At 67.4% G+C, this 20,128-nt stretch carries 20 protein-coding genes; 10 read left to right on the top strand and 10 right to left on the bottom strand.

Annotated elements, in window-relative coordinates; all coding sequences use genetic code 11:
- From FDT80_RS13720 to gspG, 4 genes are read right to left on the bottom strand one after another with little or no spacing between them, the layout of a single operon-like run.
- Entirely contained in the window at positions 1-906 is a 906-nt protein-coding gene (locus FDT80_RS13720; RefSeq protein ID WP_170311875.1) for a type II secretion system protein N, read from the bottom strand.
- Positions 906-1,295, bottom strand: coding sequence for a type II secretion system minor pseudopilin GspI (gspI, locus tag FDT80_RS13715; protein ID WP_138662870.1), 390 nt, complete (start codon positions 1,293-1,295; stop codon positions 906-908). The genes FDT80_RS13720 and gspI overlap by 1 nt, the downstream gene beginning before the upstream one ends.
- A complete protein-coding gene (locus tag FDT80_RS13710) occupies positions 1,292-1,771 on the bottom strand; it encodes a prepilin-type N-terminal cleavage/methylation domain-containing protein (protein ID WP_170311874.1) in 480 nt (159 codons plus the stop codon). Before FDT80_RS13710 ends, gspI begins: the two co-directional genes overlap by 4 nt.
- Before the next feature lie 10 nt (positions 1,772-1,781).
- Entirely contained in the window at positions 1,782-2,258 is a 477-nt protein-coding gene (gspG, locus tag FDT80_RS13705; RefSeq protein ID WP_170311873.1) for a type II secretion system major pseudopilin GspG, read from the bottom strand.
- A 109-nt stretch (positions 2,259-2,367) separates the two neighbouring features.
- Between gspG and gspL the strand changes: the two genes are divergently transcribed.
- Genes gspL through FDT80_RS13685 form a run of 4 tightly spaced genes read left to right on the top strand, consistent with a single transcriptional unit; the run spans position 2,368 to position 6,788 of the window.
- Positions 2,368-3,576: a type II secretion system protein GspL gene (gene gspL, locus FDT80_RS13700; protein WP_138662867.1), complete on the top strand. Its 1,209-nt coding sequence runs from the start codon at positions 2,368-2,370 to the stop codon at positions 3,574-3,576.
- Positions 3,573-4,031 (top strand): type II secretion system protein GspM, encoded by a 459-nt coding sequence (gspM, locus tag FDT80_RS13695; RefSeq protein ID WP_170311872.1) that lies wholly within the window; start codon positions 3,573-3,575, stop codon positions 4,029-4,031. The genes gspL and gspM overlap by 4 nt, the downstream gene beginning before the upstream one ends.
- A complete protein-coding gene (locus FDT80_RS13690; protein WP_212733858.1) occupies positions 4,028-5,557 on the top strand; it encodes a GspE/PulE family protein in 1,530 nt (509 codons plus the stop codon). The genes gspM and FDT80_RS13690 overlap by 4 nt, the downstream gene beginning before the upstream one ends.
- A 1-nt stretch (position 5,558) precedes the next feature.
- Positions 5,559-6,788, top strand: coding sequence for a type II secretion system F family protein (locus tag FDT80_RS13685; RefSeq protein ID WP_138662865.1), 1,230 nt, complete (start codon positions 5,559-5,561; stop codon positions 6,786-6,788).
- Positions 6,789-6,805: 17 nt separating this feature from the next.
- On the opposite strand, the gene FDT80_RS13680 is transcribed toward FDT80_RS13685, so the two are convergent.
- Positions 6,806-7,555: a hypothetical protein gene (locus FDT80_RS13680; RefSeq protein WP_170311871.1), complete on the bottom strand. Its 750-nt coding sequence runs from the start codon at positions 7,553-7,555 to the stop codon at positions 6,806-6,808.
- Here FDT80_RS13680 and FDT80_RS13675 point away from each other — a divergent pair.
- Genes FDT80_RS13675 through FDT80_RS13665 form a run of 3 tightly spaced genes read left to right on the top strand, consistent with a single transcriptional unit; the run spans position 7,453 to position 10,006 of the window.
- Positions 7,453-8,595, top strand: a complete 1,143-nt coding sequence (locus tag FDT80_RS13675; protein WP_138662863.1) for a penicillin-binding protein activator — start codon at positions 7,453-7,455, stop codon at positions 8,593-8,595. The two genes, FDT80_RS13680 and FDT80_RS13675, sit on opposite strands and share 103 nt — an antisense overlap.
- Complete coding sequence (locus FDT80_RS13670) at positions 8,592-9,149, top strand: type II secretion system protein GspJ (RefSeq protein ID WP_138662862.1); 558 nt, start codon at positions 8,592-8,594, stop codon at positions 9,147-9,149. The genes FDT80_RS13675 and FDT80_RS13670 overlap by 4 nt, the downstream gene beginning before the upstream one ends.
- The gene (locus FDT80_RS13665) at positions 9,146-10,006 is read left to right on the top strand and encodes a type II secretion system protein GspK (RefSeq protein WP_138662861.1); all 861 of its coding nucleotides are present in this window, start codon (positions 9,146-9,148) and stop codon (positions 10,004-10,006) included. Before FDT80_RS13670 ends, FDT80_RS13665 begins: the two co-directional genes overlap by 4 nt.
- Before the next feature lie 15 nt (positions 10,007-10,021).
- Here FDT80_RS13665 and FDT80_RS13660 read toward each other — a convergent pair whose 3' ends face one another.
- The 4 genes from FDT80_RS13660 to FDT80_RS13645 form a co-directional block, all read right to left on the bottom strand.
- On the bottom strand, positions 10,022-10,681 hold the full coding sequence (locus FDT80_RS13660) for a hypothetical protein (protein WP_170311869.1): 660 nt from the start codon (positions 10,679-10,681) through the stop codon (positions 10,022-10,024).
- A 2-nt stretch (positions 10,682-10,683) separates the two neighbouring features.
- Positions 10,684-12,084, bottom strand: coding sequence for a selenium-binding protein SBP56-related protein (locus tag FDT80_RS13655; RefSeq protein ID WP_138662859.1), 1,401 nt, complete (start codon positions 12,082-12,084; stop codon positions 10,684-10,686).
- A 282-nt stretch (positions 12,085-12,366) separates the two neighbouring features.
- A complete protein-coding gene (locus tag FDT80_RS13650; RefSeq protein WP_138662858.1) occupies positions 12,367-12,576 on the bottom strand; it encodes a hypothetical protein in 210 nt (69 codons plus the stop codon).
- A gap of 9 nt (positions 12,577-12,585) precedes the next feature.
- Positions 12,586-14,124 carry a DUF4331 domain-containing protein gene (locus FDT80_RS13645; protein ID WP_138662857.1) on the bottom strand — a complete coding sequence of 513 codons (1,539 nt, stop codon included), beginning with the start codon at positions 14,122-14,124 and terminating at the stop codon, positions 12,586-12,588.
- Positions 14,125-14,282: 158 nt separating this feature from the next.
- Here FDT80_RS13645 and FDT80_RS13640 point away from each other — a divergent pair, with 158 nt between their 5' ends.
- From FDT80_RS13640 to fnrL, 3 genes are all read left to right on the top strand, one after another.
- A complete protein-coding gene (locus FDT80_RS13640) occupies positions 14,283-14,783 on the top strand; it encodes a prepilin peptidase (RefSeq protein ID WP_138662856.1) in 501 nt (166 codons plus the stop codon).
- 119 nt (positions 14,784-14,902) lie between these two features.
- Positions 14,903-18,388 carry an indolepyruvate ferredoxin oxidoreductase family protein gene (locus FDT80_RS13635; protein ID WP_138662855.1) on the top strand — a complete coding sequence of 1,162 codons (3,486 nt, stop codon included), beginning with the start codon at positions 14,903-14,905 and terminating at the stop codon, positions 18,386-18,388.
- Positions 18,389-18,437: 49 nt separating this feature from the next.
- On the top strand, positions 18,438-19,184 hold the full coding sequence (fnrL, locus tag FDT80_RS13630) for a transcriptional regulator FnrL (protein WP_138662854.1): 747 nt from the start codon (positions 18,438-18,440) through the stop codon (positions 19,182-19,184).
- Between the two features lie 22 nt (positions 19,185-19,206).
- Here the strand turns inward: fnrL and FDT80_RS13625 are convergent, their stop codons facing one another.
- A complete protein-coding gene (locus FDT80_RS13625; protein ID WP_138662853.1) occupies positions 19,207-20,052 on the bottom strand; it encodes a universal stress protein in 846 nt (281 codons plus the stop codon).
- Positions 20,053-20,128 lie beyond the last annotated feature (76 nt).

Genomic DNA, 20,128 nt, shown 5'->3' with positions numbered 1-20,128 from the left:
TCAGCGCAACGGAAAGGACATGACGATGCTGCGCCCGTCCCGTTGGACTTCGATGCGCGCATTGCCGGAGGCTGCGATCTCGTCATAAAGCTTTCGGTCGCGTTCAACATCACCTACCTGCCGTCCATTCACACTCGTTACCAGATCGCCCGGCTTCAACCCGGCGCGCCGGACACCGATGTCGTGTTTGTCGGCAATGATATAGCCATTCTCGCTGGCGATAAGCCCAATATCGGTCAGCACCTGACCCGGATTGCGTTTGATGCGCTCCCGCCACATGTCGATATAGTCGTCGGTTGTCCGGGGCTGAGGTGCCGCGGCGGCGGATGAGCTGCCCAGCGCCAGCGCGCGCAGCCGGTCGAGCCCCGATTGCGCGGCCGTCGTCGCCGGGGCGGATCGCGCCTCCGGACCGGGAAAGGACAGGGTCTGGCGCTGGCCGTTGACGTCGATCAGCACCTGCGCCTCCGCCACCTCCAGCAGGGTTGCCGCCGTGGTGATCGTGTCGCCGGGCAGATACGCGGCGGCTGTGCCCTCCACCCGGATCAGCGCAACCGAGCGTGCGGGATCGCGATCCAGCAGCACGCCCTGAAGGGTCAGTTCAAGAGTGGTTTCCTGCGCCGCGGCGGGGCGTCCCTGCTCCGGCACGGTCGCGCCGAAAGGTGCAAGGGCGATGATCGACGCAGTGTTCACAGGCTCCGGTGCGGGGATGTCTCCGCGCGGCGCGGGCAGATCGCGGGGCAGCAGGGCGGTTTCGCCGAAGCTGTGCCAGACCAGCGGCGCGGCGGCGACTGCCAGGCTGCCCATCACGAGCATCCCGCCAACGGCACGTAATAAGAACGTCCCGCCGACGGCGCGGACCAATTGCATCCCGCCGGCGGCGCGGCGCGCTACGTTCAAACGGACCATCACGGACCTTTCCGGGGATCGGCGACAAAGCGGGTCATCGTGACCAGCGTGTCGGTTGGGGCATCGGGTGCGCGCCCGACGCGGGCAGTGATCTGTGTCAGCAACGGGTCGGGGGTGGCGTCGCGGTCCAGTCGGACACGCCACATCGCACCCATCATCGGCACCTGGGCCGCCGCTGCCGCATCAAGACCAAGCGACACACCGGTCAGCGCATCCTGCGCCACCCACCGCGCGGCGGTCCGGTCGGTCAGGTCCCCGATCCGGCGCGCATGCCCTTCGGACGCGATCAGCAACGTGATCCCGCCGATGGCCAGCACGCTCATCGCCACAAGCGCCTCGATCAGGGTAAAGCCCGCGTCGCAGGCCGGGCGCGGCGCATGGGCGGTCATGTCTCCTCCTCCGCCACGCGGGCGGTGATGCCGTCAAAGACCACCACCCGGCGCGCGTCACCGCGCGACAGGCGCAGCCTGAGTGCCCGGCCGGCGGGTGGCGTCATATCGGCGTCGAAACGCACCGTGCCGCGCGCGGCCCCGGCAGTGCCGAGCGACACCGCACCGGCCAGCCCGTAGGCCGGGGCCAGAACCGCATCGGGATGATCCTGCCACGCCGCGCCGTCCCAGATCGCAAAGCGGTAACCGTCACTGTCCCACTCCATCCGCGCGGCACGGTCCGCAATCAGCGCATCCTGAGCCGCGCGCCCGATTCGTGCGGCCAAAAGTTCGGCCTGCTGCGCCACGTCGGTCGCGCCGCCGCGCGCCCCGAACGACAGCGCCGCGGCCCCGGTCAGTGTCCCGATGATGACCAGCACCACCAGCACTTCGACCAGTGTAAGCCCGGCGTCGCGGGTGCGAATGGCTGGGGGCATCACCATGTTCCTAGCGCCCGGCGACGATGCGACCGTTGGAGGAGATATCGGCGCTCGTGCCATCGCCGCCCGGCACGCCGTCCGCCCCCAGGCTCAGCAGGTCAAACGGCGCGTCGTCCCCCGGTGCGCGGTACAGATAGGAGTTGCCCCAAGGGTCCTGAGGCACCGCATCGAGATATCCGCCGCTGACCCAATTCGCGGGCTTGGGCGGCGCCACGGGTTCGCGCACCAGCGCGTCCAGCCCCTGGGTCGTGGTGGGATAGCCGCGATTGTCCAGCCGGTAGAGTTCGAGCGCGGAGGAGATCGCGCGGATGTCGGTCTGGGCAACGGTCGCGCGGGCCTCGTCCGGGCGGCCGATGACATTCGGCACCACCATCGCGGCAACGACGGCGATGATGACCAGAACCACCATCATCTCGATCAGGGTGACGCCCGCATCGTGCACCCGCGGCGTGCGGCGTCCGGGCTTGTTAATGTCGTGGGTCATGAAACTTTCCATATCCTGTGTCCGTGGCTTTCAGCAGATCAACGCGAAACCTGAACACGGGATATCGAACATCTAGCACGGAAAACATAGCAGGTAAAGGCTTTTTATTTTGATAAATCAGAGAGTTACCTCTGTTTTTGCCGCTGATGCCGCGGCCGAACGGGCCGTGGATACCGCGGGATCAAGGACGCTCGTCGCCTTTCCGGCGGGGGGGGCCTCCTTGTCCGGCACCGGCATTTTTGCCGACCGGATCATGGCGAAACTGGCCGAGATGCAAAAAACATCGCACACACAGCACGCGCAAGACGCCGCCATCGTCCTGCCCGCCGAGACGGTGCGGCTGCTGCATGTCGATCTGCCGGTCACCGGACGGCGGGCGCGGATCGCCGCATTGCCCTTTGCGGTCGAGGATCGGATTTCGATCCCGATCGAGCGCGCGCATGTGGCGCTGTGCCAGTCGACCGGCACCGGTGCGGTGCTTGCGGCGGTGGTGGACCGCGATGCGATGGCGCGTCTGGGCGCGCCGGTGGTGCCCGTTCTGCCTGAGACCCTCGCCATCCCCGCACCACTGCCCGATGCGTCAGGGCGACCGGTCTGGGCCGTCTGGCGCGACGGTTCCAAGGCGGTGATCCGACAGTCGGATGGCAGCGGGTTCGGCCTGCGCGCCGATATGCTGGAGATGGCCTGGAGCCGTGCGGGACAACCTGCGGTGATCAGCTACGGCGCCGCGCTGCCCAAGGCGTTGGGGGCGCAGGATCGCTCCGCCGCGCCGCCGCCGCCGGAGGCCCGCGATCTGGCGGTCGATCTGCGGCAGGGCGACTTCGCGCCGCAGGGCGCGGGCTGGGCGCGCCCCCTGCGCGCGGTGGCGGCCATGGCGGTGTTGGGCGCGCTGGCGCACCTTGGACTGGCGGTCGCCGACCTTGCCGCGTTGCGCGACATTGCGCGCGACGTCACGCAGCAGACACAGGCGGAGCTGTCGCGGAGGGTGCCGGGCGTTTCCCTATCCGCCGGGGCGCAAGCGATCGGCGCAAGGCTTGCGCCACCCACCGCCACCGGACAGGGCAGCGGGTTTCTTCCGCTGCTCGCGCGCGCGGCCGATCCGTTGCTCATCGACGCGCCCCCCGTCACGTTGCGCCGTTTGACATGGTCGGCGGCGGACGGGCTGCTGCGGATGCAGGTCGAAGCATCGGGGCTGCAAGACCTGCAACAGATCGAACGGTTACTCGGCGACGCCGGGCTCGAGGTGACAAGCGGCGTTGCCACCGCCAGCGATGGCGCCGCCCGCGCCGAATTGACCCTGAGCGGAGGCCAGCCGTGATCCGGTTTTCATCGCTTTCTCGCCGCGAACGTCTGCTAGTCGGCGTGGCGCTGCCGGTGCTGGCCGGCGCGGCGCTGTTTCACTTTGCCTGGTTGCCGGTGCAGTCCGGGCGCGCCGCGCTGCGGGCCGACATTGTCGAGACCAAGACGATCCGCGCCCTGCTTGACGCGACACCGCAGGGCGCGCCGACCGTACAGGCGGCACGGCGCGATCTGCCGCCCGTCACCACACGGGTCACCCGCAGCGCAGAGGCCGCGAACCTCAGCCTCAGCCGACTGGAGCCGGAGGGCGACCTGTTGCGCGTGTCGGTCGACACGGCGCCGTTCGTGGCCGTGGTGGACTGGCTGATGACGCTCGAACGCGATCAGGGGCTGCGGATCGCGGCGGTCGAGATGGACCGCAGACCCGAGCCCGGCACCGTTTCCCTGCGCCTGACACTGGAGCCCGACGCATGATGCAAGCCGAAACCGAGACGCCCCGTGCCGCATTGCCGCGCCTGTCCTACGGGTTCGCCAAGGCGAACGGCGTGCTGCTGCAACGCGCCGAGGATGGCGCACCGACCTGCCTGCATCTTGACACCGCCCCGCTCGACGCGCTGATCGAGGCGCAGCGCGCCTGCGGTCAATTGCTGCGGTTCGCGCCCGCCAGCGCCGAGGTCTTCGAGGCCGCGTTGGGCACGCAGTACCGCGACAGCGCCAGCGAGGCGGCGGAGATGGCCGCCGGAGGCGAGGACGACGACCTGGCCGCGCTTGCCGAAACCGCCGCCGCCGTCGACGATCTGCTGGATCAGAACGACGACGCGCCGGTGGTGCGCCTGATCAACGCGCTGCTGCTCGAGGCGGTCAAGGACGGCGCGTCGGACGTGCATATCGAAACCGAGGAACGCCGCCTTGTCGTGCGATTTCGCGTCGATGGTGTCCTGCGCGACGTGATCGAGCCGCGGCGCGCGCTGGCGCCGCTTCTGTCGAGCCGGCTCAAGGTCATGGGCAAGCTCGACATCGCGGAAAAGCGGCTGCCACAGGATGGGAGGGTGTCCCTGCGGGTGGGGGGCTATGAATTGGATGTGCGGATCTCGACCCTGCCGTCGCAGTTCGGCGAACGTGTGGTGCTGCGTCTGCTCGACCGTGGCCAGACCCGGATGGGGATCGACCACCTTGGCATGTCGGCGCGCGACCGCGAGGCGTTCGGGCGGATCATCGCACGGCCGGACGGGCTGGTGCTGGTCACGGGCCCCACCGGATCGGGCAAGACGACATCGCTTTATGCCGCGCTCGACCATATCAACGACCGCAGCCGCAACATCATGACGGTCGAGGACCCGATCGAATACTCGATGGATGGCGTCGGCCAGATGCAGGTCAACGCGCGCACCGGGCTGACCTTTGCGCGCGGCCTGCGCGCGATCTTGCGGCAGGACCCTGACGTGATCATGGTGGGCGAAATCCGCGACGGCGAAACCGCCAAGATCGGCGTGGAATCGGCGATGACCGGGCACCTGGTGCTGTCCACGCTGCACACCAACACCGCCATCGGCGCGGTGTCGCGGCTGGTAGACATGGGGGTCGAGCGGTTCCTGCTGGCCCCGATGCTGCGCGGGCTGATCGCGCAGCGGCTGGTGCGGCGCGTCTGCCCCGCCTGTGCGACCGAACACCGCGTGACCGACAGCGAAGCGCGGCTCTTGTCGGGGGCGATCCTGGCCGGAGAGGTCGTGGCGCGCGGCAAGGGCTGCGAGGCCTGCGGCCAGCAAGGGTATCGCGGGCGCTTGCCGATCTACGAGGTGATCGAATGCGACGCGAGGTTGGAGGGGCTTGTTCACACCGGCGCGTCAGAGGCTGAGCTGACGGCGGCGGCGCGGGCGCAGGGCCCGGGTATCCTGCAGGACGGCGTGGCCAAGTTGCGGGCGGGTCAGACCACGGTCGAGGAAGTGGCCCGCGCGGTGCGCGAGGATGCCAAGGCAGACCTCGGCGGGGCCCTGGGCTGAGATGGCAGCGTTTGTTTTTCACGCTGTGGACGACCGCGGCCGCAAGAGCAAGGGCGTGGTCGAGGCCACCTCTGCCGCCGCCGCGCGGCAGTCGTTGCGCGGCCGCAAGCTGCTGCCGCTTTCGGTGGAGCCGACGCGCCAGCGCCCCAAGGCCGCCGCGTCCGGCCTCGGGATTGCGGCCCTTGGGGCCGGCCGCGGCATCGGGGTACGGGCGCTCACGCTGGTCACGCGCCAGTTGGCCACGCTGGTCGGCGCGCGGGTGCCGATCGAACAGGCCCTGCGGATCGTGGCCGATCAGGCGCGCGCGCCACGGGTGAAATCCCTGATGCTGAACCTGCGCTCCTCGGTCATGGACGGGCAGAGCCTTGCCGCGGCGCTCGATGACTACCCCAAGGTCTTTGGCGAATTCTACCGCGCATCGGTGCGCGCGGGCGAGGCATCAGGCCAGCTCGACGCCGTGATGGAACATCTCGCGACCCATGTGGAACAGCAGGCCAAGAACCTGCAGACCCTGCAACTTGCGCTGATCTATCCCGCGCTGCTGGCGCTGGTGTCACTGGGGGTGATCGTGGCGCTGCTGACCTTTGTCGTGCCCGATATCGTGCGGGTTTTCACCTCGCGCGGGGCCGATCTGCCATTCCTCACGCGGGCGTTGATCGCGGTGTCTGACGGGGTCAACCGCTTCGGGCTGGCGGCGCTTGGCGTTGTGTTTGCCGCGGGCGGCGCCGGGCTTTGGGCGCTGCGGCATCCTCCGCTCCGCCTGCGCTGGCATCGGTTCCTCGCCCGCACGCCGGGCACGCGCGGCTTTGTCGCGCGGATCAACGCCGCGCAGTTCACCGGCACGCTGGCCACGCTGGTGGTCAGCCGCGTGCCGCTGACCGATGCGCTCAAGGCGGCAACGGATACGGTGCCCAACATCCACATACGCGCCCGTATGTCCGACGTCGCGGCGCGCGTCCGCGAAGGTGCGGCCCTGTCGCGCGCGATGACCGATGCGGAGGTGTTTCCGCCGATGCTGCTGGCGATGGTCGTCAGCGGCGAGGCCAGCGGAAACCTCGGCCCCGCGCTGGAGCGCGCGGCGGAGGATCAGACACGCGACCTCAAGGCGCTGGTCTCCACGCTGGTGGCGCTGGTCGAGCCGGGCGTGCTGCTGATCATGGGCGGGATCGTGATGGTGCTGGTGCTGGCGATCCTGTTGCCCATCGTCAACCTGAACTCACTGGTCGGGTGATGTCGGCGACAACCGCGTCAGAACGGGTATTCCAACTGCGACGGCCCCGATGCCGGCATGCCGGGAACGAGCGCCGCGCCCGCCTGCTCCACCCGCAGGATCGCACGCCGGTCACCGGTGACGCGAAGGCCGCCCAGCAGATCGCCGCCGTCCGCGCGCGTGATTTCCGCGACGGCATCGCGTCCCTGGGTGCCCAGCGCAATGGTCATCGCCGGCACATCCGCACCGACCGCGCGTGTCTCGCACCGCCCATCGGCCAGGTCGATGCGGCCGCCCGCGCGGGCGGCCGCGCCCAACCATCCGCCGGAGACATCCACGAAGCGCGCGCCCATCGTGCAGCGCGCCCCGTCCGTGCCCTCGAGCAGGTTCAAAAGCCCCGGCCCGGCACGCCCGGTCAGGCCCTCCACCGTCGCCCCGCGCCAGAACACGCGCGCCTGCCCGGCCAATTGCGTGTCCGCGCCGCTCAGCCGCAGGTCGGCCGTGAGGGCCGCGAACTCGATGTCGGTGGTCCAGGTCAGAACATAGCCTTCGCGCAACGCCGCGCGGCCCTGCCAGAGCGTGCCCGCGAGCGACTGCACCTGTGGCGGGAGCGGCGCGACGCGTGTAAGAGTGGCCACAGGCAGCGTGGCGATCAGCGCCACCGCAAAGACCAGAAGGACAGCCAATGCCCCCAGCATCACCCATAGCGCACGGCGCAGTCCGCCCCGACGGGCCCCCGCGGTCACATCGGTCGCGGCGGCGGTTTCTGACAGGTCTGGCTGCGACATCGTTGGTCTCCGGTCTGTCGGCCTGCGCGGACGGGTTTCAATTGGGCGGCGCGGGATCCGTCCCGCCGGGCACGCAGGGGCGGGCCGCCCTGCTCGCGCCCCTCACCGGGCCGCGGGCGCGATTAGGCCAGATCATGCGACAGGCCGCAAGCCTTGGCGGCAGCGGCGTCGGGCTTACGACCGAACTGGAGATCCTCGACAGCGGCGATACCGCCGACAGCGCCGTCAAGGCCGCCCTGGCCGCCACCTCGGCGGGCGCGCGGATGCTGATCGGGCCGCTCTTTGCCGAACAGGCGGCGGCGGTGGCCCGCGCGGTGCCCGCGCGCGTGCCCGTCGTGGCCCTGACCAACGACACTTCGGTCGCGGGCGGCAACCTCTTCGTCTTCGGCATCACGCCCAGGCATTCGGCGCAGGCGATCCTGAGCCTGGCTGCCGCGCGCGGGTTGCGCGACATCGGCATGGTGGTCCCGCCCGGCGCCTTCGGCGAGCGGTCGGTGGCCGCCGCGCGCAGCTTGGCGGGCCCTCTGGGCATCACCCTGCGTCCGCCGCTGGTGCGCAGCAGCGCCGAAGGGCTGGCCCAGGCGTTGCGCGCGGGCGGCGACGGGCTGCCCGATGCGGTGTATATCCCCAGCGCCGATGCGACCCTGCCCCGGCACCTGGCCGCCTTGCGCGGCAGCGCGGTGCAGGTCCTGGGATCGGTGCAATGGTCCGCGCTGGATGTGACGACCGACCCGGTGTTTCGCGATGCATGGTTCGCCGCCCCCGATCCGCTGCGGTTCGAACCCTTCGCCAACCTGCTTGAATCCCAGAGCGACGGACCTGCGGGTATTCTTGCCGGCCTGGCCTTTGACGGCGCCGAAATGGCCCGTCTGCTGGGGCGGCTCGACATGCAGGACCGCAAGGGCCTTCTGCGCAAGGACGGGTTCAACGGCGTGCTGGGGCCCTACCGGTTCCTGCCGTCGGGTGACTGCCAGCGCGGGCTTGCGGTGCTCAAGGTGGGCGACGGCGCGATCACGCTTCTGGGCGCCACCTCCGTATGACCCCGCCCCCGCCGCGACACGGTCAATCCGGGCTGACCCTGGTCGAGATGCTGGTGGCGCTGGTGCTGTTTGCACTGATCGGGCTTGCGGGGCTTGCCGTTCTGAACACCGTGCTGCGGGTCAATGCCGGCACCGAGGGCCGGCTGGAGCGGTTGGCGCAGATCGACCGCGCCTTGTCGCTGGTGTCGCGCGACCTGCAACAGGTCGCCCCGTCGGCAATCGTCGTCTCGGCGGACGAGGTCCGGTTCACCCGCAGGCTGGCAACCGGCGACGCCGCCCTGCGCTATGTCCTGCGCGACGACCGCCTGTTGCGGATCTGGCCCGCCGGGGGGGCAGATGCGCCGGTCGAGCAGCAGATGCTGGACAATCTGCGCGGCGTCGATTGGCAGGCGCTGGATGCGGAGCGTACGTGGCAGGCCACATGGCCCCCGGATGACGCCGAGGCCCCGCCGCCACTGGCCTTGCGCATGACGCTGAGGCTGGCCGAGAGCGAAGGCGATGCCCCCTGGACCGTGACGCGCACGGTGGAACTGCCCGCGCGGGCGCCGCAGTGAACCGCGCGCGTGACGAGGGCGTGGTGCTGATCAATGTGCTGGTGGTTCTGGCCCTGGCGGGAAGCATCGTGTTCGTGATGCTGGCCACGCAGCAATCGGCCACCCGTGGCGCCCAGCGGGTCGCCGCTGCCGCCCAGGCCGAAGCGCTGGCATTGTCGGGCGAAGCCTCGGCGGTGGCGGCGCTGGCGCGCGATCTGCGGGATGCGCCGCAGGTCGATCACTACGCCGAAGCGTGGACTGCGGTGCTGCAGGAGCCGGTGGTTCTGGAGACGGGCCGCTTTTCGCTGACCCTTCGCGATGTGCAGGGGCGCTATAACGTCAACCGGCTGGGCCGGAACGGCGTGGAAGAGCGCCGGATCCTCGCGCGGCTGTTGGCGGCGCTTGATCTGCCGGATGATCTGGCGCCGCAAATCGTCGCCGACGTGGCGCGCAACGGCCCCCTGCGGACCACCGCCGATCTGGCGCTCGATCCGCGCAGCATGGCCGTGCTGGCGCCTTATGTCGATGCCTACGCCCCCGACGCCACGCTGAACCTCAACACCGCCGACGTGCTGGTGCTGGAGGCACTGCTGTCGAACCGGGCCGCCGCCCAACGGCTGGAGCGCACCCGCGCGCGCACCGGCATGATCACGCGCGACGACCTGGCGCAGGTGGGCGTGCTGCGCCCGGCGGGCAGCGGCTTTACCTCCGGTCTTTTCGATGTCTCGGTCACGGCGGAAGTGGACGGGATCACCCGCCACCTGACCAGCCGCATCGCCCGCGACCCCGATCCACGGGTGCGGTCCACCACGGTGATCGCGCGCCGCTTTGGCCCGCCAGACGGTGCGGCGCCCGTGCCGGCAGACACGGGCTTTTGAGGCACCGAACGCGGTTCAGAGCGCCGCCCAGACCCCGATACCGCCGACCAGAACCAGACTGAGCGCCCAGAGCACATCGATGTTGAACCAGGCTTTGGACAGGAACCTGAGGCCCAACCAGGCATAGACCACCGTGGCCAGCACCCCGCCCGACACGGACATGGCCGCGGTATGGATCGCGGCGACGGTCAGGGCAGTGTCGACGCTGTCGGCCATCAGGTCGGCGGCCGCACGATGGCCGATGTCCGCCTCCTGCACACCGCACAGACCCAGATAGATCGGCAGCAGCATGAACCCCGCCCCATGCGCCATGGCCGCCAGAAACGACCAAAGCGCCAGTCGCGACGGCTTGACCCGCGCCAGAAACCGCGGATGGCGGCGGTTGATCAACAGATACGCTCCGATGGCCATGACCAGCCCCCCCGCAGCGATGCGGATCTCGCGCTGCCATTCCACCAGCGCGATCATCGCCGAGAAGGGCAGCAAAATGGCCGACATCGCAAGGAAATGCCCCAGCGCGAGCATCGCCAGAGCAGCGGCCAGCGCGCTCCGCCGCCCTTCCATCAGCGCGGCAGAGACCGTCAGCGGCCACCCCATCCCAGGATTGACGCCGTGATACACACCGGACGCGACGACGGCCCACCACAGCGCCACCATGGTGGGCGCATCCCCCATGATCAGGTGTTGGGATAGCAGAAACTGTCGGTGGAACAGTCGCCGCCCTCAAGCCTGATCTGGTGGCTGCGGTAGCCTTTGGGAAATTCGACCCAGAACGCCTTGTCCAGGTCCAGACCGCCCGCCGGTGCGGCATTGGCCATGACCATCGCCCCGCCCCGGTCGCCGGGATAGAACTGGTCGTCCCACGTGGAATACAGCGAGTTGGTCCAATAGACGCGTTTGCCATCGCGGCTGATCTCGACCATTTGCGGGCCGTACCCGAATTCCTTGCCGTTGGGATGCTTGGTCTTGTTGACGATGCCGCCGATTTCGACCTTGCCGGCGAGGTTCGGCTTCATCGGGTCGGAGACATCGTATTGATGCATCTCGCCGGTGCCCCAGCACGCGACATACAGAAACTTGTCGTCAAGGCTCAGATCGATGTCCGTGACCAGCGGCGGCACCGCGCCGAAGCCTTTCAGCAACTCGGGCAGATCGTCGGCGGAGGCGGGTTGCGGATCGATTGTGATCGTCTTTTTCGCCTCGAAACTGCCGTCGTCGTTGCGCCACCAGGTAAAGATCGCGCCCTGCAGGTTGGTGGTATCCACGACCACGCCGCAAAAGCCGTGTTGCTTGGCCGGATCGTGGGCGGGCCGGATTTCCAGCGCCATCTGGTGGTTTTCGCCCAGGTCGATGGTCTGGATGTTGCGCCGCCCGCGCAGATCCCAGAAATGGATCTTGTGGCCATATTTGTTGCTCAGCAGATCCTCGGCCACGATGCCGTTCTCGAACTGCGGCGGCAGGCCCCATTCGGAGCTGACCATGTAATCGCGCGGCAGGTTCCACCAGAAATCATAGTGCTTGTCCTGAATGCCGCGATCCATCTCGTAGCGGCCGAGGATCTCGAAGGTCTCGCAATCCATGATGAAGATTCCCGGCGGCCCGTCGGTGCCATCCTTGCCGCCGCCGCCCAGCGTCGAGACGTAGATGCCTTCCGGGCCGCAATGAATGGTATGCGGTCTTGAATACCCGGTCTTCTCGAACACCTCCTCGGGTTCGATGATCTTGTGGATCTTGGCCTTCAGCGGTTCCTTGACGTCGATGACGTAGATGCGGCTCGACCGGATGCCCGGTATGATCAGATAGCGGCGTTCCAGAAAGGCGTGTCCGGTCAGCGGGCTGAGCGCCGACGAACAGGCGTTCCAGCCGAAGTGATGGAATTCGTCGCCGGTGTTGGGCATGAACAGCGAATGGACGATCTGGCCGTAGGATTTCGACTTCGGATCGACATCGACCACGGCAAGCCCGTCTGGCTGCGCGCCATCGGGGCTGAGCATGAGCGTAAAGGCCAATGTCTCGACCGGCGCCGCCATGGCGAGCTTTGGCGTTGCGTGAAAAGTGGGGTCGGGTCTCAAATTCATAGCGTTGTCCTCCCAGAAAGCCGATGATGCGTGTCGGAACCTGAAGGAGACCTGCCGTGGTTTTTCGCTCAGTTTAGCGTGTTTCGGGCGCGCTGTCGCCTGAACTTTGCGAGGTCGGACCGGGCGGGACCGGGCCGGGGCGGGCCCAGCGCGGCGCGCCGGATAACCATCCCTTCGGCGGCATGAAAAAAGCGCGCCACCGAAGGGGCGCGCCGTCGTTATTTATGAAGCTCCGGGCCGGGTGTGCCGGATGGCACCACCGGCCCGGACCGTCGGGTGGCATCAGACGTCGAAGGGCTCCGCCGTGGGGTCCACCGTCAGACCCGCGCTGTCCACGTCGCTCAGCGGTGCGCCGTTGGCGCTGGTGCCAAAGGCGTTGGCGAACCCCGCGCCCAAGGCGGCGACGCCGCTCAGGACACCGGACCCGCCGCCGCAGGCCGCGAGGACCACCGCGCCGGCCCCAAGGATCGAGATGAGTTTGATACGTGTCATGATCGCTCCTTAGTTGCTTGTCGCGCCGGGCAGCGGCGATGCGAGATAGGGGAACACGGCGGGAACGCTTGCCGCCGACACGGGTGCGCCATCGGTATAGGGCAGATCACCGCTGGGCGCGTCTTCCTCGGAGCACAAGCCAAGGTTGATCAAATCGCTTTCGGTGTCTTCCTCGGCCCCTTCAACGCCAAGTTCGGCCCCAAGCGGAACGGGATGGCACAGGGCGCCCATGACCACGCGCAGCGCGATGTCGACAACGTCGTCACCGGGGCGACGACCGTTGGGGAAGCCTGCGAGGTCTTCACCCACCACGCCGAAGTTGCTTTGGCTTGCCGCCGGAGTTGCGGCAACGGCGGTGTTGAGACGCATCATTTCAGAGGCGGTCACGGTCGCCTGCTGGTTCAGCCCCGGAAAGCCCGTCAGGAACGCGGTCACGAGGTCGGTCCGCGGCAGGTTGGTCGGTGCCGAAACGCCAAAGAGCACTTCGAGCAGCGCAGGCAGCGTCGGGTTGGTCACGTAAGTGGCCAGCGCGCTGTCCTGCGTCGGCTCCGCGGCATTGAACAGGTCCTTGTCGGGCAGACCGATGACGACTTCGTTCACCAGCGGGTTGGACAGGCGCGATTGCTGCACATAGGCCCCGCCGTAGACCGAGGTATGCTCGTAGCTGGGCAGCGGATCCTCAAGCTGCGCCTGGGGCAGGCTGGCGGTTGTCCAGGCGCCGATGACGCCGTTGCCGTTGCCGATCACGCACTCGACGGGCACTTCGATGGCCAGCGATGTCACATTCGCATCGGCCAGATCGTCGTTCGCCGGATCCTGATCGATCGACCCTTCGAGCGGCACGAAATTCACCAGATCGAAAATCGGGCCCAGGTTCACGGCAAAGGCATCCTTGCGCTGACCCACGAACACGCGGCCCGTGCCGCAGTTGGGGATCGCGATCGGATAGATGTACTGATTGGCGTAGGCGTCGTAGTTGGCCAGCGTCTTGGTGCCGATATTGTCCACCGGCTTGACAAAGGTCGCCCCACCGCCGTTCTGGGTGATGGGCGCACGTGTGCCCGACCGGCGGTCGCCGTCGATCTGGGTCAGGGTGTAGGTTTCCGTCTCGTTGAGCAACGAACTGTCGCCGGCGGAAATCGCACCGGCCTGGCGCAGCGGGATGGCCACGGTCTCATCGCCGATCTGGAGCGTGATGCCCTTGCCGTCATTCGACAGCGTGTTGGCGAAATCGAACTGGTAGGTGATGTCCTCGATGGCGTCGCCATCATTGTCGATGTGGATTTCGTAAATCGCATCCGCATCCATCGTGAAGTAGTTCGGGCCGCCATAGGGCGCCTGCACCGGCTGGTAGTTCGCGATGAAGGTCACATAGTCGCCGCGACCGGCCTCGTAGCTCTTGAACATGTAAAAGTCGGTTGCATCGACCTTGGGGGTTTTGGTGATGCCCGGTGCCTCGCGGTGCGAAGACGCCCAGGCGGCAGGCGCCGTTGCGGCCAGCAGCGATGCAAGAACGCCCAGGCCGATCTGTCGTTTGACAGGTGTCATAAAGTAACCTCCATAATAGTTATCGCGACGGCGCAACACCCGCACCCCCACAGCCCCTTCTTTGAAGAAGCTATTGACACTCACGGCAGCGGGCACCGAGAAGTTTCACCGCCGGATACGATTATCCGATCTTTTTTCCAATCGAGGGCGAACCGCCGATGCTGACCGATCCTGCCGCGCTCGCCGCGACGCTGCCAGTCGGCCCCGCGATGGCGCTTTCCGTCGTGCTGTTCGGCGCGTTGGCTGCGCTGTGTTGGCATGACCTGCGCGACTTCAGGCTACCCGACGCGCTGACGCTGCCGCTGATCGCGCTGGGGCTGATCGCGGCGGGGTGGCAGGCGGGGGGCTTTCCGGTCGGCGCCGTGGTCGGAGCGGTTGTGGGCTACGGCAGCTTTGCGGCGATCGGATGGGCGTATTTCCGGCGGCGCGGGATCGACGGGCTGGGTCTGGGCGATGCCAAGCTGCTGGCTGCGGCGGGGGCGTGGCTGGGTTGGGCCGCCTTGCCGCTGGTCGTTCTGGGCGCTGCGCTGCCCGCGCTGGTGTTTGCGCTGGTCACACGGCGCGACACCGCGCGGCGCATCGCGTTCGGTCCCTGGCTCTGCGCCAGCTTCGCAGTCTTGTGGCTTGCACAACTGGCCGGATTGGGATTTTCTTCCTGATAAGTGAATTTTGCGGAATTATTTGATCTGTATTTTCACCAAGGCCGCAATACAGACCAAGCCTTGCCGCTGCATTCAAGCTAGTGTTCCCTGCGACACCTAGCGCCAAAGGACCCGCCATGACCCAGCACGCCCGCCGCTTTGACACCTACGCCCTGCAAGACCGCTATACCCGGACAGGCGGCCGGGTGTTCATGACCGGCACGCAAGCCCTGGTCCGGATCATGCTGGACCAGGCGCGGCGCGACCGGGCGGCAGGGATGAACACCGCCGGTTTCGTATCGGGCTACCGCGGCAGCCCTCTGGGCGGCGTCGATCAGGAGATGTGGCGCAGCGAGAAACTGCTGCGGGAGGCGAAAATCTCCTTTCTGCCGGCGGTGAACGAAGACCTCGGCGCGACCGCCGTCCTGGGCGCGCAGCAGGCCAGCCTCGATCCGCAGTGCGAGGTCGAGGGCGTATTTTCCATGTGGTACGGCAAGGGGCCGGGCGTGGACCGGTCGGGTGATGCGTTCAAGCACGGCAATGCCTATGGCTCCGCACCCCGGGGTGGTGTTCTGGTGGTTGCGGGCGACGATCATGGCTGCGTCAGCTCGTCGATGCCGCACCAGTCCGACGTCGCCTTCATGTCGTGGTTCATGCCGACGCTGAACCCTGCGTCGGTCGCGGAATACCAGGCCTATGGCGAATATGGCATCGCGCTGTCGCGGTTCTCCGGCACATGGGTCGGGTTCAAGGCGATTTCCGAGACTGTGGAAAGCGGCCGGTCGGTCGAGTTGCACGATGACCGCAGCTTCGTGCAGCCCGATTTCACCGCCCCGCCCGGTGGCCTGCATGTCCGCGAGGCCGATCTGCCCTCGCCCGAGATCGAGACCCGGATCAAGGCCAAGCTGAAAGCGGTCGAGGCCTTTGTCGAGGCGAACCCGATCGACCACGCGGTCTATGGCATCGAGACCGCCAAGTTCGGCTTTGTCAGCACCGGCAAGGGGCATCTGGACCTGATGGAGACGCTGCGCCTGCTGGGCGTGGACGAGGCCGCCTGCCGCCGCCTTGGCATCGACATCTACAAGGTCGGCATGGTCTGGCCGCTGGGCCACCGCGACGCGTTGAACTTTGTCACCGGCAAGCGCGAAGTGCTGGTGATCGAGGAAAAACGCGGCATCATCGAAAGCCAGTTCAAGGAACATTTCTATGACTGGCCGGGCCGCAAGCCGGAACGGATGGTCGGCAAACACGACGAGAACATGAACGAACTGGTGCCCTGGACGGGCGAATTGTCCCCGCGCCGCCTGCTGCCCATCGTCGCCGCGCGCCTGAACGCGTTTTTCCCCGATGAAAACTTCGTCGAAAAGGCCCGCGCGCTGACCGACACCGTGCCGCAGCTTTTGCGCGTAGAAGGGGCCACGCGCACGCCCTATTTCTGTTCGGGCTGCCCGCACAACACCTCGACCAAGGTGCCCGACGGGTCAAGGGCCGCCAGCGGAATCGGCTGTCACGTGATGGCAAGCTGGATGAACCGCAACACCGTGGGCTATGCGCAAATGGGCGGCGAGGGCGTGCCGTGGATCGCCACGTCGATGTTCAACGGCGGCAAGCACATCTTTCAGAACCTCGGCGAAGGCACCTGGTATCATTCCGGCGCGCTGGCCATCCGGCAGGCGGTCGCGGCGCGCACCAACATCACCTACAAGATCCTGTATAACGACGCGGTGGCGATGACCGGCGGGCAACCCGTCGACGGGCCCGTCAGCGCGGCGGCCATCGCGCAGGCCTGCCGCGCCGAAGGGGTGGAGCGGATCGCGCTGGTGTCGGATGACATCGGCAAGTTCGCGCATGGCGATTTCCCCGCCGGCACCACCTTCGACGACCGCGCGGCGCTGGACACCGTGCAACGCGAACTGCGCGACATTCCGGGCGTCACGGTCCTGATCTACGAGCAGACCTGCGCCACGGAAAAACGCCGCCGCCGCAAACGCGGCGAGATACCCGACCCGAAGCGGTTCGTCGTGATCAACGATCTCGTCTGCGAGGGCTGCGGCGATTGCTCGGTCGAAAGCAACTGTCTGAGCGTGGAACCGAAGGAGACCGAATTTGGCACAAAGCGGCAGATCAACCAGTCGAGCTGCAACAAGGATTTTTCGTGCCTGAACGGATTTTGCCCCAGCTTCGTCACCGTCGAGGGCGCCACGCGGCGCCGCAAGCAGGGGGCCGGGTTCGATGTCGCGGCCCTTACCGCCGATCTGCCCCGGCCCGACCTGCCCGACCTTGCCAAGCCCTATGACCTGCTGGTCACGGGCGTCGGCGGCACGGGCGTGATTACCGTGGGGGCCGTGATCTCGATGGCCGCACATCTCGAAGGGCGCGGGTCGAGCGTGCTGGACTTCACCGGGTTCGCACAGAAATTCGGCACCGTGCTGGGCTATGTGCGGCTGGCCGCGACGCCCGGCGACGTGCACCAGGTGCGCATCGACGAGGCCGGCGCCGATGCGGTGATCGGCTGCGACATGGTTGTGTCGTCCTCGCCCAAGGCGTCGGCACATTACCGGCGGGGTACGCGCATGGTGATCAACCGTGCCGAAATGCCGACCGGCGATCTGGTGCTGAACCGCGATGCCGACCTGCGCATGGACGACCGCGAGACGGTGATCGCGCAGGCCGTGGGGGCTGACAACCTGCATGCCTTCGACGCCAACAAGATGGCCGAGGCGTTGCTGGGCGACAGCGTTTTCGCCAATGTGATGATGATGGGCTTTGCCTGGCAGAAGGGCCTCGTCCCGGTCAGCCTCGAGGCGCTGCACCAGGCGCTGGTGCTGAACGGCGTCGCGGTGGAGCGCAACCAGATGGCGTTTTCCTATGGCCGGATCATGGCCGCCGACCCCGAAGCGCTGCGCACCGCCGTGGCCCCGGACGCCCCCAGGGATCAGACGCTCGCGGACCTGATCGACCGGCGCGCGGATGTTCTGGCCCAATCGCGCGACGACGCGTATGCGGCGCGCTTTCGCGCCACGATCGCCACGCTCAAGACGTCCCTGCCCGACGACGCGGGTGACGCATTGATCCGCGCGGCGGCCAAATCCCTGTTCAAGCTGATGGCGTTCAAGGATGAATACGAGGTCGCTCGCTTGCACCGGGACCCAAAATTCCACGCGCGGCTCGCGGAGGATTTCGAGGGCGATTTCAAGCTGAACTATCACCTGGCGCCACCGCTTCTGCCGCTGGGGCGCGATGCGCGCGGGCGGCCCAACAAACGCCGCTTCGGGGCGTGGATGGGGGCGGCGTTCGGTGTCCTGGCGCGGCTCAGGGGCGTGCGCGGCACATGGGCCGACCCCTTTGCGCGCAGCGCCGACCGCACGCTCGACCTGGCGCTGCTGGATTGGTACGAAACGCTTCTGGCAGAGGTGCCGTCGCTGTATGATCCGTCCCGCGCCGACGACATCCTGGCGATTCTGCGCGCCCCGATGGACATCCGCGGATATGGCCCGGTGCGCGAGACCGCAGCCGAGACGGTGCGGGCGCAAGTCGCGGACCTGCGTCAGGCCCTGATTGCTGACACCGCATCCGGTGCGCCAGCCGAAACCGGCCAAGGCGCTGCGCAAGGGGCTGGATAGATTCGGGATGGGATGGTACCAATGACCTCTCCGGCATTGGTTTATCGATATGACAAAAATTCAGTCGCGACACGGGTTTCAAAGCTGCTCTGACTGCCCGATCAAGTACCGGGCGGTCTGCTCAAAATGTGATGCGGACGAACTTGGGCTGTTGGAGAACATCAAGTATTACCGCAGTTTCGATGCGGGTCAGCCCATTCTCTTTTCCGGCGATCCGCTGCAATTCGTGGCTTCGGTCGTGTCGGGCGTGGCCACGATGACGCAGACCCTGCCCGATGGCCGGATCCAGATGGTCGGCCTGCTGCTTCCGTCGGATTTCATCGGCCGTCCGGGCCGCGAGATCGTCAGCTACGACGTGACCGCGACCAGCGACGTCACCCTGTGCTGCTTTCGCCGCCATCCGTTCGAGCAACTGATCGCCACCACCCCGCACATCGGCCAGCGCCTGCTTGAGATGTCGCTGGATGAACTGGACGTGGCGCGCGAATGGATGATGCTGCTGGGGCGCAAGACCGCGCGCGAGAAGATCACCAGCCTGCTGGCCCTGATCGCACGGCGAAATGCCGCCCTTGTGCAGCATCCGCTGTCGGACGGCATGTCGTTCGAGCTGCCGATTTCGCGCGAAACCATGGCGAATTATCTCGGCCTGACGATCGAGACCGTCAGCCGACAGATGACGGCGCTCAAACGCGAGGGCCTGATCACGATGGCGGGCAATCGCGGGGTGGCGGTGCCCGACCTCGCCGCCCTGATGCTCGAGACTGGCGACGATGCCGACGGAACGGCGCTGCTCTGACAGGTGCGGGTCGGGTCCGGGGTCAGTGGGCCATCAGGACCGGCATGTCGGCGTGGGACAGGACATAGCGCGTCGTGCCGCCAAAGACGGCCTGTCGCAGGCGGCTGTGGCCATAGGCCCCCATCACCAGAAGATCGCATTTCGCATCCCGCGCCCGGCGCAGCAATTCCTGCCCGGTGTTGGGCTGCTCGCGCCCCATGACCATGACATCGCAGGTCACGTCGTGTTCGGCCAGAAACCGCACCAGCTTGCCGCCCGGATCGGACCGGTCGACGGCGTTGCGCGGCGGGTCGATCATGGCGATATGGACCGCCACCGCGCGTTGCAGCAGCGGCAGCGCGACGCGCACGGCATTCAGCGCGGCGGCACTGTCGTCCCAGGCCAGCATGACCTTTGCATCCGCATGTGCCAACGGCAGGCTGTGGGGCAGTATCAGCAACGGCAGGCGCAACGTGAAAAGCGTGGTCTGGGCGGTCACCGCCTCGATCTCGAGCCGGGTCAGCCCAAAGGGGCGGTCCTGCACCACGAGATCGCAAAAGCGCATCTGTTCCTGCACCACCTGTGACAGCGCCACCTGCGACGTGCGAACGCAATGCACGCTTGCGCTTGCCGCCATGCCGCCGGACACCAGGCGCGGTTCGACCGCATGGCGAATGCTGTCGCAGGCGCTGCTGTCGGCGGGTGCGTCATCGGGCCTGTTGGCCTGTCCCAGCCCGGCAAAGGCAAAGCCTGGGTCCGACGCGAAAACCTCAAGCGCGACGATGCGCAGCCCCGCCCCCAGACGGCGCGCGGTTTCGATGACCGCATCCGCCTGCGACGCGGCGCGGCTGGGATCGTGCAACAGTGTCCCGATCGTGCCGAACGTCATGGCGCCCCTCCCTGTTGTCGGCGCAATCGCCTGATCCTCCGAGGAAATACCCGACGCTTGCCCGTCCGCCTTGACC

It is taken from the genome of Sulfitobacter sabulilitoris, assembly GCF_005887615.1.
In the GTDB taxonomy this organism is placed as follows: Bacteria; Pseudomonadota; Alphaproteobacteria; order Rhodobacterales; family Rhodobacteraceae; genus Sulfitobacter_E; species Sulfitobacter_E sabulilitoris.
This window is presented reverse-complemented; position numbering and strand designations above follow the sequence as displayed.

What these genes read in the sequence shown, in the direction of transcription:
- FDT80_RS13650 (WP_138662858.1), bottom strand. Translation starts at nt 12,576, where the DNA reads ATGACACGTATCAAACTCATCTCGATCCTTGGGGCCGGCGCGGTGGTC.
- FDT80_RS13720 (WP_170311875.1), bottom strand. Translation starts at nt 906, where the DNA reads ATGGTCCGTTTGAACGTAGCGCGCCGCGCCGCCGGCGGGATGCAATTG.
- FDT80_RS13710 (WP_170311874.1), bottom strand. Translation starts at nt 1,771, where the DNA reads ATGCCCCCAGCCATTCGCACCCGCGACGCCGGGCTTACACTGGTCGAA.
- FDT80_RS13670 (WP_138662862.1), top strand. Translation starts at nt 8,592, where the DNA reads ATGACCCCGCCCCCGCCGCGACACGGTCAATCCGGGCTGACCCTGGTC.
- FDT80_RS13690 (WP_212733858.1), top strand. Translation starts at nt 4,028, where the DNA reads ATGATGCAAGCCGAAACCGAGACGCCCCGTGCCGCATTGCCGCGCCTG.
- gspI (WP_138662870.1), bottom strand. Translation starts at nt 1,295, where the DNA reads ATGACCGCCCATGCGCCGCGCCCGGCCTGCGACGCGGGCTTTACCCTG.
- FDT80_RS13680 (WP_170311871.1), bottom strand. Translation starts at nt 7,555, where the DNA reads ATGTCGCAGCCAGACCTGTCAGAAACCGCCGCCGCGACCGATGTGACC.
- gspG (WP_170311873.1), bottom strand. Translation starts at nt 2,258, where the DNA reads ATGACCCACGACATTAACAAGCCCGGACGCCGCACGCCGCGGGTGCAC.
- FDT80_RS13645 (WP_138662857.1), bottom strand. Translation starts at nt 14,124, where the DNA reads ATGACACCTGTCAAACGACAGATCGGCCTGGGCGTTCTTGCATCGCTG.
- FDT80_RS13675 (WP_138662863.1), top strand. Translation starts at nt 7,453, where the DNA reads ATGCCCCCAGCATCACCCATAGCGCACGGCGCAGTCCGCCCCGACGGG.
- FDT80_RS13625 (WP_138662853.1), bottom strand. Translation starts at nt 20,052, where the DNA reads ATGACGTTCGGCACGATCGGGACACTGTTGCACGATCCCAGCCGCGCC.
- FDT80_RS13660 (WP_170311869.1), bottom strand. Translation starts at nt 10,681, where the DNA reads ATGGGGGATGCGCCCACCATGGTGGCGCTGTGGTGGGCCGTCGTCGCG.
- FDT80_RS13640 (WP_138662856.1), top strand. Translation starts at nt 14,283, where the DNA reads ATGCTGACCGATCCTGCCGCGCTCGCCGCGACGCTGCCAGTCGGCCCC.
- FDT80_RS13635 (WP_138662855.1), top strand. Translation starts at nt 14,903, where the DNA reads ATGACCCAGCACGCCCGCCGCTTTGACACCTACGCCCTGCAAGACCGC.
- FDT80_RS13655 (WP_138662859.1), bottom strand. Translation starts at nt 12,084, where the DNA reads ATGAATTTGAGACCCGACCCCACTTTTCACGCAACGCCAAAGCTCGCC.
- fnrL (WP_138662854.1), top strand. Translation starts at nt 18,438, where the DNA reads ATGACAAAAATTCAGTCGCGACACGGGTTTCAAAGCTGCTCTGACTGC.
- FDT80_RS13685 (WP_138662865.1), top strand. Translation starts at nt 5,559, where the DNA reads ATGGCAGCGTTTGTTTTTCACGCTGTGGACGACCGCGGCCGCAAGAGC.